15 protein-coding genes and 2 tRNA genes are annotated in these 14,356 nt (G+C 61.3%); 2 read left to right on the top strand and 15 right to left on the bottom strand.

The features are described 5' to 3' along the window. Positions 1-5: 5 nt before the first annotated feature. The 7 genes from SJY18_RS01590 to SJY18_RS01560 all read right to left on the bottom strand — a co-directional run bounded on the left by SJY18_RS01590 (position 6) and on the right by SJY18_RS01560 (position 4,783). Positions 6-977 (bottom strand): squalene cyclase, encoded by a 972-nt coding sequence (locus tag SJY18_RS01590; RefSeq protein ID WP_396668188.1) that lies wholly within the window; start codon positions 975-977, stop codon positions 6-8. A 65-nt stretch (positions 978-1,042) separates the two neighbouring features. After that, positions 1,043-1,585, bottom strand: coding sequence for a peptide-methionine (S)-S-oxide reductase MsrA (msrA, locus tag SJY18_RS01585; protein WP_396668187.1), 543 nt, complete (start codon positions 1,583-1,585; stop codon positions 1,043-1,045). A gap of 73 nt (positions 1,586-1,658) precedes the next feature. Beyond that, on the bottom strand, positions 1,659-2,084 hold the full coding sequence (locus tag SJY18_RS01580; RefSeq protein WP_337338135.1) for a (deoxy)nucleoside triphosphate pyrophosphohydrolase: 426 nt from the start codon (positions 2,082-2,084) through the stop codon (positions 1,659-1,661). Positions 2,085-2,104: 20 nt separating this feature from the next. Beyond that, positions 2,105-2,941, bottom strand: a complete 837-nt coding sequence (locus SJY18_RS01575; protein WP_396668186.1) for an SDR family NAD(P)-dependent oxidoreductase — start codon at positions 2,939-2,941, stop codon at positions 2,105-2,107. Continuing rightward, complete coding sequence (locus SJY18_RS01570; RefSeq protein WP_396668185.1) at positions 2,938-3,447, bottom strand: GNAT family N-acetyltransferase; 510 nt, start codon at positions 3,445-3,447, stop codon at positions 2,938-2,940. The genes SJY18_RS01575 and SJY18_RS01570 overlap by 4 nt, the downstream gene beginning before the upstream one ends. Positions 3,448-3,500: 53 nt before the next feature. Next, complete coding sequence (locus SJY18_RS01565; RefSeq protein WP_396668184.1) at positions 3,501-4,562, bottom strand: alpha/beta hydrolase; 1,062 nt, start codon at positions 4,560-4,562, stop codon at positions 3,501-3,503. Between the two features lie 145 nt (positions 4,563-4,707). Next, positions 4,708-4,783: transfer RNA gene (locus SJY18_RS01560), tRNA-Glu, on the bottom strand. A gap of 125 nt (positions 4,784-4,908) precedes the next feature. On the opposite strand from SJY18_RS01560, the gene SJY18_RS01555 reads away from it, so the two are divergent. Together SJY18_RS01555 and SJY18_RS01550 are read left to right on the top strand one after the other, a co-directional pair. After that, entirely contained in the window at positions 4,909-5,547 is a 639-nt protein-coding gene (locus tag SJY18_RS01555; protein WP_396668183.1) for an MBL fold metallo-hydrolase, read from the top strand. Positions 5,548-5,582: 35 nt separating this feature from the next. Next, positions 5,583-6,500 carry an aminoglycoside phosphotransferase family protein gene (locus tag SJY18_RS01550; protein ID WP_396668182.1) on the top strand — a complete coding sequence of 306 codons (918 nt, stop codon included), beginning with the start codon at positions 5,583-5,585 and terminating at the stop codon, positions 6,498-6,500. 61 nt (positions 6,501-6,561) lie between these two features. On the opposite strand, the gene SJY18_RS01545 is transcribed toward SJY18_RS01550, so the two are convergent. The 8 genes from SJY18_RS01545 to SJY18_RS01510 all read right to left on the bottom strand — a co-directional run bounded on the left by SJY18_RS01545 (position 6,562) and on the right by SJY18_RS01510 (position 14,261). Then, positions 6,562-6,831 carry an HPr family phosphocarrier protein gene (locus SJY18_RS01545; RefSeq protein WP_337338139.1) on the bottom strand — a complete coding sequence of 90 codons (270 nt, stop codon included), beginning with the start codon at positions 6,829-6,831 and terminating at the stop codon, positions 6,562-6,564. A gap of 15 nt (positions 6,832-6,846) precedes the next feature. Beyond that, positions 6,847-8,907, bottom strand: coding sequence for a fructose-specific PTS transporter subunit EIIC (locus SJY18_RS01540; RefSeq protein ID WP_396668181.1), 2,061 nt, complete (start codon positions 8,905-8,907; stop codon positions 6,847-6,849). Positions 8,908-8,942: 35 nt separating this feature from the next. Beyond that, positions 8,943-9,887 carry a 1-phosphofructokinase gene (locus SJY18_RS01535; RefSeq protein WP_396668180.1) on the bottom strand — a complete coding sequence of 315 codons (945 nt, stop codon included), beginning with the start codon at positions 9,885-9,887 and terminating at the stop codon, positions 8,943-8,945. Beyond that, positions 9,884-10,663 carry a DeoR/GlpR family DNA-binding transcription regulator gene (locus SJY18_RS01530; RefSeq protein ID WP_396668179.1) on the bottom strand — a complete coding sequence of 260 codons (780 nt, stop codon included), beginning with the start codon at positions 10,661-10,663 and terminating at the stop codon, positions 9,884-9,886. The genes SJY18_RS01535 and SJY18_RS01530 overlap by 4 nt, the downstream gene beginning before the upstream one ends. A 95-nt stretch (positions 10,664-10,758) precedes the next feature. Continuing rightward, positions 10,759-11,496 carry a hypothetical protein gene (locus SJY18_RS01525; RefSeq protein WP_396668178.1) on the bottom strand — a complete coding sequence of 246 codons (738 nt, stop codon included), beginning with the start codon at positions 11,494-11,496 and terminating at the stop codon, positions 10,759-10,761. A 134-nt stretch (positions 11,497-11,630) separates the two neighbouring features. Then, positions 11,631-11,705 (bottom strand) — tRNA-Gln (locus tag SJY18_RS01520). A gap of 76 nt (positions 11,706-11,781) precedes the next feature. Beyond that, complete coding sequence (gltX, locus tag SJY18_RS01515) at positions 11,782-13,296, bottom strand: glutamate--tRNA ligase (protein WP_396668177.1); 1,515 nt, start codon at positions 13,294-13,296, stop codon at positions 11,782-11,784. Positions 13,297-13,307: 11 nt separating this feature from the next. Then, the gene (locus SJY18_RS01510) at positions 13,308-14,261 is read right to left on the bottom strand and encodes a LysR family transcriptional regulator (RefSeq protein ID WP_396668176.1); all 954 of its coding nucleotides are present in this window, start codon (positions 14,259-14,261) and stop codon (positions 13,308-13,310) included. Positions 14,262-14,356 lie beyond the last annotated feature (95 nt).

Genomic DNA, 14,356 nt, shown 5'->3' with positions numbered 1-14,356 from the left:
ACCCTCTAGCGAAGCGCCGCGGCATCCCACCATTCGAGAACTCTCATGGCATAGAAGGTAAGCCATTTGGAGGGCTCACCTTCAGCAACATCCATCTCGAACCAAACACGACCCTTTTGGGTGCGCTCCTGTAGCCAAACTCCGTCGGGCCTTCGCCTGCTGCGAACGAGCTCAATCGCCTCAGTCATGCGTGGATCAGGCGCCGTAGCATCAAATAGTGCCGCTTTGCGGAAGTAGTCAGCCGCGTTCAGCACGCTATAGACCCAGAGGAACGGGTGAACGAGACGTGTGGCCCAGGGCCCAACCTGCTCCCCAGTAGAGAGACGTTTGAAGAGCGCCCGTTCGAGAAGGTATTCCTCGCCACCGCGACGGGCAGCTCGGGTTGCCGCTGTGCCGCCCGTTGCGATGTCGTAGGCGAGCAGACCCCGCAACGAACTGATCGTGGAGTGAAAAGAAGATCGCGTCGAGCCGTCGATCCATTCGCAGTTCCAACCACCGTCAGCAAGGCGATGCTCGACTAACCAATCGACAATTCCACCGATCTCTGCACCGAGCCAGACACCGTTTTCTATGGTGTACGCGTTGATGCAACAGTCGACTTCGCCGCCCCAATAGGGCAACTGTTCGTATTCCCATCGGCTGTTGGCCGCGAGTTTTTCTGCGGTGCCAGCAAGAACCACTGGGTCGAGGCCCCACTCACGCAGAAAGTTGAGCGACCATGTCGTGGCGGTCCAAGGCTGGCCTTCTTCGGCTTCAGCGGATGCTTCGTCAAAATCGGCATGGAAATACGCGCCGCCAGCCCATTGGCCGTCCTCATCTTGATGAGCGAGCATTCGAGCGCCAAATCCCTCGGTCGCGACTCGGTCTCGAGTCGCGTGCCATTCGTCCGGTGGCGATCGCACGAGATCTCGCTGAACTTGCCATTTGAGCGCTGGGTCAGAGTCCAGCAGCCATTCGAGAGTTTGCGTCTCGGTCATACTCGGCAGGCTACTCCCGGCTTCCGACGCTGGCCAGATGCCTGGGGTGCGATACCCGACTTCAGCTAAGAGGCGGCTTCAGCTCTTTTCGGCAATACCCACCCCGCTCGCGGAAAGTGGCAGGTGTACCCATTGGGGTACCTGAGCAAGTAGTCCTGGTGTTCGGGCTCCGCTTGCCAGAACTTTCCTGCGGGTTCGAGCGTCGTCACAGCCTTTGACGGCCACAGCCCCGAAGCATCGACATCGGCGATGGTCTCGCGCGCAATGCGTTCTTGTTCAGGCATCAGCGGGAAGATGGCAGAACGATAGCTTGAGCCGATGTCGTTGCCTTGCCGGTTGAGCGTCGAGGGATCGTGGATCTGAAAAAAGAAGGCCAGCACATCGCGATAGCTGGTCTTCGCAGGATCGAACACGATCTCCACCGCTTCGGCGTGTCCCGGGTGGTTGCGGTATGTGGCGTGATCGTTCTCGCCGCCGGTGTAGCCGACCCGCGTTTGCAAGATGCCGGGCTGTCGACGAATCAGGTCTTCCATGCCCCAGAAACAGCCGCCGGCAAGCACAGCAGTTTCTGTGCCCGGTATGCGCGTGATGGTTCCGTCGTCGGTCATGAGTCACTCCTGAGTGATCGTGGTGTTCGCGAACAATCGTATGTTCTGCGCTTACAAGATGAGAGAACGGATGCTACCGGGCTGGTGTTCCCGATGCAGCCGCGTTGGTGAGCAAACTCACAGCCGGCAGATCGGGCTCAGCCCAGCGACGGCCCGAGAGTCGACCGGGAGCGAGCCACTCCAGCGCATCGTGGTCGGTGCTCGCCACAGGAACGGCGTCGTTCAAGGCGGCACGCAGACATGTGAGGCGGATCGTGCGGCCAGACACCACGGTGTCGTTGGTGGTGAGATGACCAGAGATCGTGATGCCAACACCCAGTTCTTCACGAATTTCGCGAATCAGCGCCTGAGCTGGCGTCTCACCTTGCTCGATCTTGCCGCCAGGAAACTCCCATCTTCCGGCGGCAGAGCGCCCTTCTGCGCGACGGCAGACCAGTAGCATCCCCTCATGCTCAATCACGGCCGCGACGACCTCGAGAACGGGCAATGAGTCAGTCACACGGTCAGCTGCGCCAGGCTTCAGCCTGACAGCCCTACGAGTTCTGCGCTGCGCTCCCACAGCTGACGTGCGAGCTGATCATCTCGACTCAGGCGGTGCGAAGCCATCGGTCGATCGCGCTCGTAGTACTCCCCCGAGATCCAATCCTGCCCGGGGGTTCCCGTGGCAAGGAATGTGAGGCGCGACCCGCCGTCTTCAGTAGTTGTCATGAACCGGCGGGTGAGCGGATTGGTGTAGATAAAGCCGAAGAGTCCGCCTGATGACGATGCGAAGCTGGTGGCTACAACGCCGGGATGAAACGCCGCCGTCGACAAGCCGTCCTCAGCAGCTCGACGATCAAGTTCGCGGGTGAAGAGAATGTTGGCGAGCTTTGCGTTGCCATAGGCGACTCGACCTGAGTAATCGTGGTCTCCCTGCAGATCGTCGATGTCAAACTTCGAAAAGCGTTTGGCTGCGACGCTCGAGGTCTGAATCACACTGGCATTGCTCGCGATCAAATTCTCAAGCAAGAGGTTGGTGAGCAGGAATCCCGCGAGGTGATTGACCTGAAAGGTCTGCTCGAACCCGTCTTGGGTGAGCTTGCGGTCGCCGAAGATCCCCCCGGCATTGTTCGCCAGCACATCGATGCGCGGATAGGTCGTCGCCAAGTCCGCAGCGAGTTCACGCACCTGCTCAAGCTCTGCGTAGTCGGCGATATGAAACGGAGCGTTGATTTCACGCGCTATCGCTTCGGTCTTATTGCGAGAGCGCCCGACCAGCACGACTCGCTCGCCGTTGCCTGCAAGCTGTCGAGCGGCGGCCGCGCCGATACCGTCACTCGCGCCGGTGATGACAATCGTCTTTCGTTCGTCGCTCACGCGTGCACCGCTGACGCTAGTCGTGAGAGTTCCGCGCCGACCAGGCGCTGCGTCGTCCACTCGCTCATCGGCGCGGCGCCGATCGACCGATAGAACGCCACGGCTGGCTCGTTCCAGTCCAGCACAGTCCACTCCAATCGCGGATAGCCGCGTTCTTCGCATACTGCGGCGAGCGAGGCGATGAGCGACTTTCCGTAGCCGCGCCCTCGCTGGTTTTCATCAACATAGAGGTCTTCGAGCCAGATGCCATGCTTGCCGGTCCATGTTGAGTAGGTGAGGAACCAGATCGCGATTCCGACGATGACTTCTTCGCGCTCAATGACGTGGGCGAACGCTTTCGGCTCAGCCCCAAACAAGGTTTCGGTGAGGGCCGCTGCGGTGTTCTCGACCGCATCAGGCTCGCGTTCGTAGACAGCGAGGGCGGCGATGCACGCCAGAATTCCGGCTTCGTCACCAGCACGCGCTTCGCGCAAGACCGAACCATCAGTGAGAGTAATAGAAATCACACCATCGAGGCTATCCGTCAATTCGGCAGCGCGGCTCGTGGCCGTGCGAGACTCTACGCGCGAAAGATGTGTTCCGTCAGCGCGCGGCGAACCTCGTCGGCATGCTCAAGATGGGGACTGTGACCACAATTCTCTAGCGCGAGCTCAGTCACTTCTCCGCCGTTCTGGCGATAGACGTCAAGCACGTTCCTGGTTTGGGTCTTCATCTGCTGAGGTGGCGCGACCGCGTCACCGGGCCAGCCCGGGATGATGCCGGCCGCACCCAACTGATTCAGATCGAAGAACGAGCCGTCAGCGACGATCGCGTCATTCTCGCCGTGAATCCAGAGCACTGGAGGCTTCGAGTTCAGATCAACGATGCCCGATGTGTTGAAGACAGTCGGAGCCATTGTGTTGAGCACGCCCCTTGCGCCTGGTGCAAAGCCCGGCCAATTCTCCGAGGCTGTCGAATCACCCGGATAGTTGTCTTCCCCGGTCACGGTGGTGAGCATGGACTCGACCCACAGCTCTTCGTGCTGCGACTCGAATCCCGGGGCCACGTAGCTTGATCGGTAGACCGCGAGCGGCGAGGTGGGTTCGGATTCGGTACGGTCGCCGGCCGCAAGCCGTTCGACGAAGTCGGGGTTGGCACCGCCCCCGCCTGTGCCTGCGCCGTCGGCAGCCAGCAGCGTGCCGTCAAGCGCAGTGCCACCGAAACCAAAAGGCGAGACCGGTGCAATAAGTGTGACGCTCGCGACAAGGTCTGGGCGGTCAAGCATGAGTTGGGTGACAACGCCGCCTCCCATGCTCCAGCCGACGAGGTGCGCCGACGGAATGCCGAGCGCAGCCAGAACTGCAATCACGTCGTCAGAGAAGTCGCGCACTCCCCTAGACGCATCTACGGGGAGAGTTTCGCTCTCTCCAAAACCCCGAAGGTCGACAGCGAGCGCGCGCAGATCGTCGGGCAGTGAGAGCATCAACGGCTGCCAAAACAACGACGATGACACGTTGCCGTGTACGAACACCACAGTGCACTGTGGATCTTTACTCGTTGCTGGCCGTTCGAGCACATTCGCCGTGATTCTCGGAGTGGTCACGCGCGCCGCTTGGATTCCGGGCAGAAGGGTCTGGGTCATCTGTTGCTGCCGTTCTGTTGGTAGACATGACTACGGTGTCGGGTGTCGTTGTGTCCCCACTCAGTCCTTGAGACAGGTACCGCACCAGGCTACTGCGTGTGCAACGAAAAACGCCCAGCCAAAATGGCCGGGCGTTCTTCAATATTGGTGACCCCAGCGGGATTCGAACCCGCGTTACCGCCGTGAGAGGGCGGCGTACTAGGCCGCTATACGATGGGGCCGTACTTTACCGTGTCGCCTTTTCGGCAACCGTTCGATTATGCCATGTCTTTGGCGCGCCCTCCAAATCGAACTAGGCCTCGTTTCGTCATTTGCTCAACGAGCCTCCGAAGAGTTGACTCTCAGCATGCGAGTGACCAAGCACGAACACGCCACCCTGACTCTCGAGGCCGGTGGAAAGACGCTTGTTGTCGACCCCGGCAGTTTCACGTCTCCCCTGCTTGACCTCGATCACGTCATTGGAATCATCATCACCCATGAGCATCCGGATCATTGGACGCCCGAGCATCTGTCTCGAATCCTCACCGCATTCCCCCACATTCCAATCTTCGGTCCCGAAGGGGTCACACGAGCAGCCAGTGACTTCTCAATCACCACCGTGCACCCGGGCGATGTCATCGAAGTCGGTCCGTTCTCCCTCGAGTTCTTCGGTGGCAGGCACGCCGTCATCCATGAGTCGATACCGGTCATCGATAACGTCGGCGTGCTGGTGAACGATGAGTTCTACTACCCGGGTGATTCGTACGCCGTCCCCGTCGACAAGAAGGTGCAGTTGCTCGCGGCACCAGTCGGTGCTCCTTGGCTGAAGATCGGCGAAGCGATGGATTTCGTTCTTGCCGTTGCGCCGCGCCGCGCCTTTGCCACACACGATTGGACGCTCTCCGTCATCGGCAAGCAAATGGGCCGCACCCGGTTGAAGTGGGCCGCCGAACAAAACGGTGGGGAATTCATCACTCTTGAGCCGCTCGATAGTGCCGAGGCGTGACGCACCACGAATCACCACCTCGTTAGGGTCAGAAAGTGCCTGATAAGCCGCTCGCCGAGGTTGCAATAGATGTGCAGCTGGTGCGTTCGCTCGTAGCAAGTCAAACACAATCACAGATCCCAGGTTCGGCGACACTCCCCCTGCGCAAGGTGAGCGAGGGTTGGGATAACGACATCTGGAAGCTGGGCCACCATCTCGCCGTACGACTGCCGCGCCGCGCTCTCGCCGCACCACTGATCGAGCACGAGCACTTCGCCTTGCCACTCATTGCGCCAGCCCTCAACGCCGCGGGGTTAAGCACACCCCTCCCCCTGCACCGCGGCACGCCGTCAGCCGAGTACCCCTGGCCTTGGTCGGTTGTTCCGTGGCTCGCGGGAAGCTGCGCCCTCGACCAACCGCGATCCGCGCGCACCTCTTGGGCACCGCAGCTATCAAGAGCGCTGGTCGCGCTACACACGACTGCGCCTGCCCAGTGCCCTGCCAATCCGTTCCGCGGCGTGCCACTCACCAATCGCGATGACGCGGTAGCTTCCAGATTGGCAATGCTCGAAGCAACCGGAACGCTCACCGCTCGCGAGGCGACAGCAACCAAAATGATCTGGCAAAGCGGAAGGGATGCTGCACAGTGGCACGCGGCTCCGGTATGGGTGCATGGTGATTTGCATCCCGGAAATCTGCTCACGCTGAACGGCTCTCTGCACGCCATCATCGATTTCGGCGATGTCACCTCGGGCGATCCTGCGTATGATCTCGCGGCTGCCTGGCTCACCTTTGATCCGGTCGGACGCACTGCGTTCGTGGCTGCCACGAACGGTCGATACGACGCCGCGGCCTGGACGCGCGCCCGCGCCTGGGCAGTCGCAGTCGCCCTCATGTTGCTCGCCCACAGCGACGATAACCCTGCTTATGCCCGACTCGGTAGGGCTTCGCTAAGCCAGGCGCTCGCCGGTTAGCTCGACGAATGCCGCTTCGCCTCCCTGTTTCGAGAGTGGCGAAGCGGCATCGGTAGTTGAGCTACTCAGCGTCTAGATCTGTTTCAAGAAGTGCCACGAGGTCATCGAGTGCCTTTTCGGCGCCCTCACCCTCTGCCTTGAGCGTCACGACGGTGCCGTGAGACGCGCCAAGACCCATAAGCGAGAGGATGCTGCCCGCGTTGAGGTCGGGTCCCCCCTCTACGGCGATGGTCACCGGCACACCGGACTCTTGCACGGCCTTGACGAAAAGCTTGGCCGGTCGGGCGTGAAGCCCAGAACTACTTGCAATGGTTGCCTGACGTTGTGCCATTTGATTCTCCTTAGTTCAGACTGCCGCGACGGTCAGAGCCGGCTCGGTTTCGTTTACGGGCCGACGCACGGCCCACTTCTTGAGCGCGACGACAGCGAACGCACTCACCACAGTGCCAGCAATGATCGCAACAATGAAGCCCCAGAAGGGGTTGATTGCGAACCAAACGAACAAGCCACCGTGTGGTGCGAGCGACTGCACACCGAATGCCATGCTGAGCGCTCCGGTCACCGCACCGCCGAGCATTGAGGCTGGGATGACGCGAAGCGGATCAGCTGCTGCGAACGGAATAGCTCCCTCGCTGATGAACGCGGCACCTAACAGCCAGGCTGCCTTGCCATTCTCGCGCTCCACTTGCGGAAACAGCGGCCGAGCGAGAACTGTCGACGCGAGCGCCATCGCGAGCGGTGGCACCATCCCTGCGGCCATGACGGCCCCCATGATCAGATAAGGGGTGGTGTTCTGTGCGGATGCCTCTGCGAGGCCGGCAACAGCGAAGGCGTACGCAACCTTGTTAATCGGCCCACCCAGGTCGAAGCACATCATGAGGCCCAGCACCACACCCACCGCGATGATTCCAGAGGTACCGGCGAGGTTGTTCAGCCAGAGAGTGACCCACTCCATCAGGGTTGAGATCGGCCGGCCGAGGAACAAAATCATCAAGCCTGATGCGACGATCGACGCGAGCAACGGAATAATTACCACCGGCATGAGCCCTCGCAACCAACGCGGAACGCTCCAGGTGCCGATCCACCATGCCGTCACACCGGCGAGCAATCCGCCAACGATGCCACCGATAAAGCCGGCGTTCATCAGCACGGCAACAGCACCCGCAACGAAGCCGGGCGCAAGTCCAGGACGGTCAGCGATCGCGAAGGCGATGTAGCCGGCAAGCGCCGATACGAGGAAGCCCATCGACGTTGCGCCGATCATGAACATCACCGAGCCGAGGTACTGCCCCAGACCACCGTAGTCAGAGGTGATGTTCTCAGTCGGAAGATCCCACAGCGAGTTCTGCACGATCACGTTCGCGGCATTGTCGGTCACCTGATAGCCGCCGAGCAAGAACCCCAGCGCGATCAGAAGCCCGCCACCGGCTACGAACGGAATCATGTAACTCACCCCGGTGAGCAAAATTCGCTGGATCCGCAAGCCCCACGAGAGTGATTCGGCGGATGCTGTTTCAGACTGCGCATCGGCGGTGCCACTGACCCGTGCTGCGTTCGGATTATTGGCGGCTGCCACTGCCTCAGCGATCATCTCTTTCGGGTGTTCAATGCCGCGCTTCACTCCGGCACGAATCACAGGCTTTCCTGCGAAGCGCGCAAGACCTCTCACGTCGACGTCGGTGGCGAAAATGACCGCGTCCGCTGCGTCGATCTGATCTTGCGGGAGCGGCTGGTAGCCGCTGGAACCCTGTGGTTCAACGACAAGGTCAACACCCCCTTGCTTTCCCGCCGCTGTCAGCGCGTCGGCAGCCATAAAGGTGTGCGCAATTCCGGTGGCGCACGCAGTGACGGCAATAATGCGAGCAGGTCGAGAATCCACCATGAGACTCGAATCCGCCACGGATGCTGTCTCGCCATCGACGTGTGCGGCAGTGGCGGGCGCCGCTTCTGCGTCCATCTCGCCGATCGCAACACGAACGATCTGGACGACATCTTCGTTTGTCGTCGCAGCACGTAAGCCACTCGTGAACTCGTCTTGCATGAGGCTTCGAGCCAGCTTGGAAAGAACTGCTAAGTGCGCTTCAGCCGCATCAGCGGGGGCAGCGATCAGAAAAACAAGGTCAGCAGGTCCGTCGTCGGCACCAAACTCGATTCCTGGTTTGAGCCGAGCGAAGGCGAGCGACGCTTCGATGACGGCAGCACTCTTCGCGTGCGGAATAGCAATGCCGCCGGGAAGACCCGTTTCATCCTTCTGCTCACGAGTCCATGCGTCGGCGAACAGCGCCTCGGCATCATTCGCTCGGCCTTGCTCGGTCACGCGAGCTGCGAGAGCACGAATAACGGCAGCTTTGTCGTCTCCGAGGTTCTCGTCCAAGCTCACAAGCCCGGTAGTGATGGTGTGCGACACGGTGTCCTCCAGTTGTCGGCGGGGTTTTGGGTAGTTCAGGAATGGGTGGTGACGAATACGTCACCGGCGGGAAGGTCTGCGGGCGTCGGCGCCTGGGTACCGGGAAGGGATGCTGCCGCAGCGCCATAGCGAATGGCACTGCGCACGCAATCGTCGGGCGCAAGCCCCTGAGCGTGTGCAAGCACGTAGCCTGCAAGAGAGCTGTCCCCCGCACCGACTGTGCTGGCGACCCGGATGCGTGGAGCTTCGCCTACAAGGGCGCTCTCTCCGGTAACCAGCACGGCTCCACGCGAGCCAAGAGTTACCAGGGCGCTGGCCGCCCGAGCCGGCACCAGCTGTCTAGCGACGGCGATGACAGCATCGATGGAATCGTCATCAGCAAGTTCGATGCCGACGAGTTCTGCCAGCTCTTCATCGTTGGGTTTGATCAGATCGGGGGCTCCATGCTCGACAACCGTTCGGAGCGCGACTCCCGAAGTGTCAACGGCGATCAACGGCGAAGATTCGCCATGCGCCGCCCGCACGGCATTAATGACGACGACGTAAAAGTCGTCACCGACACCGGGTGGTAGCGAGCCTGCGAGCACCAGCCAGCTCGCACCCGCTGATGCTTCTACGACCGCTGCAATAATTGCTCGGGCATCGCTCGGCGAAAGAGCAGGGCCGGGGAGGTTTAGTTTCGTTGTGATCCCAGCGGGATCGGCAATAGTGATATTCGCCCGGGAGTGACCGACAATCGGAACCTCACAGACTGGCAAGGCCGATGCTCGAAGGATCGCACGATACGGATCGTCGATAGCGAGCGGTAGAACTGCACGAGTGGCGGCACCTGCAGCCGCAATCGAGCGCGCAACATTGATGCCCTTGCCTGCGGCGTCTTCTCGGGAAGAGAGAGCCGACTGCACCTCACCAGGTTGCAGTGCCCGTTCGAGAGTGATCGTCCGGTCAAGAGAGGGGTTTACCGTCAATGTCACGATCATGAGATCCAGACCTCCACGTCTGCGTCCGTCAGCGCTTGAGCAAGCGCAGCGCTGGGCACTGCGTCGGTCACCAGTACGTCGATGTCTTGTAGCCCCGCAAACCCCACCAACAGCTCGACGTCGAGCTTGTCGCGGTCTGCGACGACAACCACACGACGAGCCGCGCGAACAATAGCGCTCTTGACGGCAGCTTCATCGGGGTCTGGCGTGCTGAGTCCGAAGCCTGCAGAAATTCCGTTGGTGCCGATAAAGGCAATATCGGGCCGAAGCGACTCAATGGAGCGCACAGTGTCTGCACCAACGGCCGCACCCGTGACACCACGCACTCGACCGCCGATCAGTGTGAGTGCTGCGGACGGCGCCGTCGAGATTTCGTACGCGAGCGAGATTGCGTGGGTGACAACTTCAACAGACGGCGTGGCGAGTCGAGGTGCCAGTTGAGCCGCTACGGCAGCGGTCGTCGTGCCCGCGTCGAAGAAGACAGAGCCGCGAAACCCGTCACTGACGGCGTCTGCTGCGCGGCGACCAATCGCGAGCTTCGCTCCCGAGTGCCGATCACGACGTTCGCCGAGCGTCGGTTCTGCAGTGCTGACGCGATCAATCGCTACAGCTCCACCGTGTACTCGGCGCAGCGTGCCCGCTGATTCAAGTTGATCAAGATCACGGCGAATCGTCTCAGTGGTGACATCGAATCGAGCTGCCAGCTCGACGACGCTCACACTGCCGTCATCTTCGAGCAGTTGCCCGATCTGTTCTTGGCGCTCCGTTGCGTACACGTGAAACCCTTCTTTGGATTCCCACAGAGTACAACACGTTCCAACACAAAACAACAGATACAAAGAAACCGGTGCTTGGCGCCACAAGCTACCGACTACGTCTGTTCGTCCGAGGGTGACGTTGGCTCGACGCTCGGCCGCGCCTGTTTCACCCACACTGCAACTCCGTCGTCGTCCGCGAGCAGCCGGAGTGCAGAGCCGTCCGGAATCTCCGGCCCTGGGACCGGGACATCACGGCCCACCACCACATCAACGCTCGGGTCCAATCCTCCGGGGGCGCACGCTACCGCTTGAATACTCGATCGCGCGACGAGAATCATGCAGCTCTCACCCGTCGCGCTCATGGCAGTCCAGGCAGTCAGCTCACCCAGAGGCTCGTGACCCTGAATGCCAGACTCGCCCACACCCCAATCCATAATTTGGCGTGATAGTTCTTCAGGCAGCCGGTCATTGGTGGTTTCGAGAACAAGGTTCGCTCGAGGAACGGATGCTGAAACCAAGGCTCCGCCCGCGATACCGCCGAGCACTAACGACGCCAAGGCCACCAGCCAAAGTCGGCGAGCTCGTGGTGCCAGCACTGCGTCAGTTGGCGCATCGATCTCCGGCGGCCCTTGCGAGAGCGTCGGCGGTGACGGCTCCGGGACTGAACCACTTAGCCAAGCGGGTTCTCCTCCAGCAACAGCCCGATCGCTCGGTCGTTCTTGCTGCTCAAGTTCGCGTAAACGGTGTTGCGCATCGTCGTCGCCCCAGATGTCGGCGTCGGGACCATATGCGCGGCGCCGTAACGCTGCGAGGTCGCTCGCGTCCGTGGACGCGCGTGGGCCACCATCCATTCAGCCATTATGCGCACACACGGCGCGCACAAGGGGCGCGGGTCCGCGCGCGAGCAGAAGGCGGCGGCGGGGCTGGTCGCCGCGTAGCTTCCATCGACCAAACGAAAAACCCCCGCTGAGCGGGGGTTTTCTCGTGGCTGGGGTACCTGGACTCGAACCAAGAACAACGGTACCAGAAACCGCCGTGTTGCCAATTACACCATACCCCAAGGCTCTAACGCCGAGGTCTTGCCGAAGATCGAGTCTAGACGATTGTGGCGCTGCGAACAAACTGAGCCGGTTCGGTCATGACCGGTGGGCGACCAGCGCACCGAGCCGACGCAGAGTCTCTGCCTTGCCGAGCAACTCCATCGACTCAAACAACGGCGGCGAGATGCGGCGCCCGCTCAACGCAACACGCAACGGCCCGAACGCGATCCTCGGCTTCAGCTCTAGCCCCTCGATAAGAGCGGCAGACAGAGCAGATTGAACTGCGGCGGTCGTAAACTCGGTCTCGGGCACGAGCTCAAGCGCGCCTACCGATGCAACGAGCACCTCCCCCGCGTTGGCGGGCAGCGTCGCTAGCGCGTCCTCCGCGTAGGTGATGTCGCTCGTGAACAGGAAGCCTAGCAATCCTGGTGCGTCACCTAGCAGCTGCATTCGCTCCTGCACGAGCGGCGCAGCAGCCTGCAGCATCTCTTGCTGAGCAGCGGTCATCGGCTCGTCAACGACTCCGGCAGCGAGCAGATACGGCACTAACCGCGAAGCGAAGTCTGCCGGCTGAAGCATCCGAATGTGATCCCCGTTGATTGACTCGGCCTTCTTCTGATCGAATCGTGCGGGGTTGGGGTTGACGTCAACGATGTCAAATGACTCGATCAACTCTTCGAGCGAGAAAATGTCGCGGTCGGGCCCAATTGACCAGCCCAGTAGCGACAGGTAGTTCAACAGACCCTCGTGAATGAATCCCTTCTCGCGTTGCAGAAAAAGATCAGCCTTCGGGTCGCGCTTTGAGAGCTTTTTGTTTCCGACCTCGCCCAGTACCAGTGGCATGTGCGCGAAGCGGGGAATGAATGTGGTCACTCCCGCATCGACGAGTGCGCCATACAGCGCAAGTTGGCGAGCGGTGGAAGGCATCAGATCTTCGCCGCGAATGACGTGGGTGATACCCATAAGCGCGTCGTCGACCGGGTTTACGAACGGATAGAGCGGCACTCCGCCTGCTCGCACCAAGACGAAGTCGGGGAACGATCCGGCAGGAAAGGTCACTTCACCGCGAATCAAATCGTCGTAGGTCAGGTCTTCGTCGGGCACCTTGAGACGCCAAGCAGGTTCGCGCCCCTCAGCGCGGAACGCGGCCTTCTGCTCTTCGGTGAGCGTGCGGTCAAAGTTGTCGTACCCCAGCTGTTTTGCTCGACCAGCAGCCTCGTTGCGCGCGTCGATCTCGGCGGCTGTCGAATAGCTCTCGTAGACGGTCCCCGCAGCGACGAGCTTCTCGAGAACATCGCGGTAGAGGTCGTGGCGCTGCGACTGTCGATAGGGCTCGTGAGGGCCCCCCACTTCGACGCCTTCGTCCCAGTCGATCTTCAACCAGCGCAGCGCCTCAAGCAGCTGGTGGTAGCTCTCCTCGCTGTCGCGAGCAGCGTCGGTGTCTTCAATCCGAAAGACAAGCTTGCCGCCATTGTGCCTGGCAAAAGCCCAGTTGAAAAGCACCGTACGGATCAAGCCGACGTGCGGCAACCCCGTCGGTGACGGGCAGAAACGAACACGAATGTCGGCTCCGGCGGCGGTTGTCGTTCGGGTATCAGGTGTAGAAGACATCACCGCCTACTCTAGTTGTCCTCAGCCCCTGTTCCCTGGTCTTCCACGAGACGCGCAATGGCTTCAAGTGCCACGCGCACAGCGGGTACGCGATCGGCACCATGCGCTGTAACCACATGAATGGTTCGAGACTCTGCGGCTGGCAGCGGCCGAGTCACCACACCCGGCAACAGCGGAAACGACGCCACGGCCATGCGGGGCAGCGTCGCAACGCCAATGCCCTGCGCCACCAGCCCTTCGACGGCCACAGCGTTATCCGTCTCAAAAGCAATGGCGGGGCCGAAGCCTGCCCGTGCGCACAACTGAAGAAGATGGCCGCGGCATCGCGGACAACCGGCGATCCACCGTTCTGTCGACAGCGATGCGACGTCGACGCGCGCACGACGCGCCGCCGGGTGGCCTTGCGGGAGCACCGCCAGCAGTTCGTCCGAGCCAACCGTGCGCACCGAGAGGCCCCGTGCACTTGAGCCGTGCGGATCATCGCGGTCGCCTGGGTAACTGAAAGTCAGCGCGACGTCTGCGCGATCGTCTCGTACAGCGTCGACAGCCTCGGGTGGCTCGGCTTCGATGTAGGTGACGCTCACGCCCGCGTGCGAAGTCTCGAGCTCGGCGAGAAGGCGTGGCACGATCGTCGGCGAAGCCGAAGGGAAGCCAACGAGTCTCACACGACCGGATCGCAGGCCGCGAAGCTCTGCGATCTCTCCTGCCGCCGCATCCAATGCTGTGGTCACGGCGGGTGCGTGGCGGGCCAGAATTCGACCCGCTTCGGTGAGCCGCACGCTACGACCCACCCGCTCTACTATCGGCACCTCGAGGCGTTGCTCCAAACGCTTGAGTTGCTGACTGATGGCGGGCTGACTGTATCCGAGAGCGACCGCCGCGCCCGTGATCGAGCCCTCATCTGCGACCGCTTTGATCACGCGCAGCGCCTGAGCATCAAAATCGGGATCGTCGATGTTCACCATAGGCACACACTATGCCCGCGTTCATGCGCTTGGTCACATGACGCGAGGTTATTGATTACATGCAATACCTCCCGTAGACACGCAGTGTAGTTCGC

It is taken from the genome of Microbacterium sp. R86528, from assembly GCF_044596335.1.
GTDB lineage: Bacteria > Actinomycetota > Actinomycetes > Actinomycetales > Microbacteriaceae > Microbacterium > Microbacterium marmarense.
The sequence above is the reverse complement of the archived record's forward strand: the minus strand, read 5'-3'. Positions and strand labels throughout refer to the sequence as shown.

Excerpts from the sequence above, each read along its gene's own strand:
- SJY18_RS01555 (WP_396668183.1), top strand. The coding sequence starts at position 4,909 with ATGCGAGTGACCAAGCACGAACACGCCACCCTGACTCTCGAGGCCGGT.
- SJY18_RS01525 (WP_396668178.1), bottom strand. The coding sequence starts at position 11,496 with ATGGATGGTGGCCCACGCGCGTCCACGGACGCGAGCGACCTCGCAGCG.
- SJY18_RS01590 (WP_396668188.1), bottom strand. The coding sequence starts at position 977 with ATGACCGAGACGCAAACTCTCGAATGGCTGCTGGACTCTGACCCAGCG.
- msrA (WP_396668187.1), bottom strand. The coding sequence starts at position 1,585 with ATGACCGACGACGGAACCATCACGCGCATACCGGGCACAGAAACTGCT.
- SJY18_RS01545 (WP_337338139.1), bottom strand. The coding sequence starts at position 6,831 with ATGGCACAACGTCAGGCAACCATTGCAAGTAGTTCTGGGCTTCACGCC.
- gltX (WP_396668177.1), bottom strand. The coding sequence starts at position 13,296 with ATGTCTTCTACACCTGATACCCGAACGACAACCGCCGCCGGAGCCGAC.
- SJY18_RS01510 (WP_396668176.1), bottom strand. The coding sequence starts at position 14,261 with ATGGTGAACATCGACGATCCCGATTTTGATGCTCAGGCGCTGCGCGTG.
- SJY18_RS01565 (WP_396668184.1), bottom strand. The coding sequence starts at position 4,562 with ATGACCCAGACCCTTCTGCCCGGAATCCAAGCGGCGCGCGTGACCACT.
- SJY18_RS01535 (WP_396668180.1), bottom strand. The coding sequence starts at position 9,887 with ATGATCGTGACATTGACGGTAAACCCCTCTCTTGACCGGACGATCACT.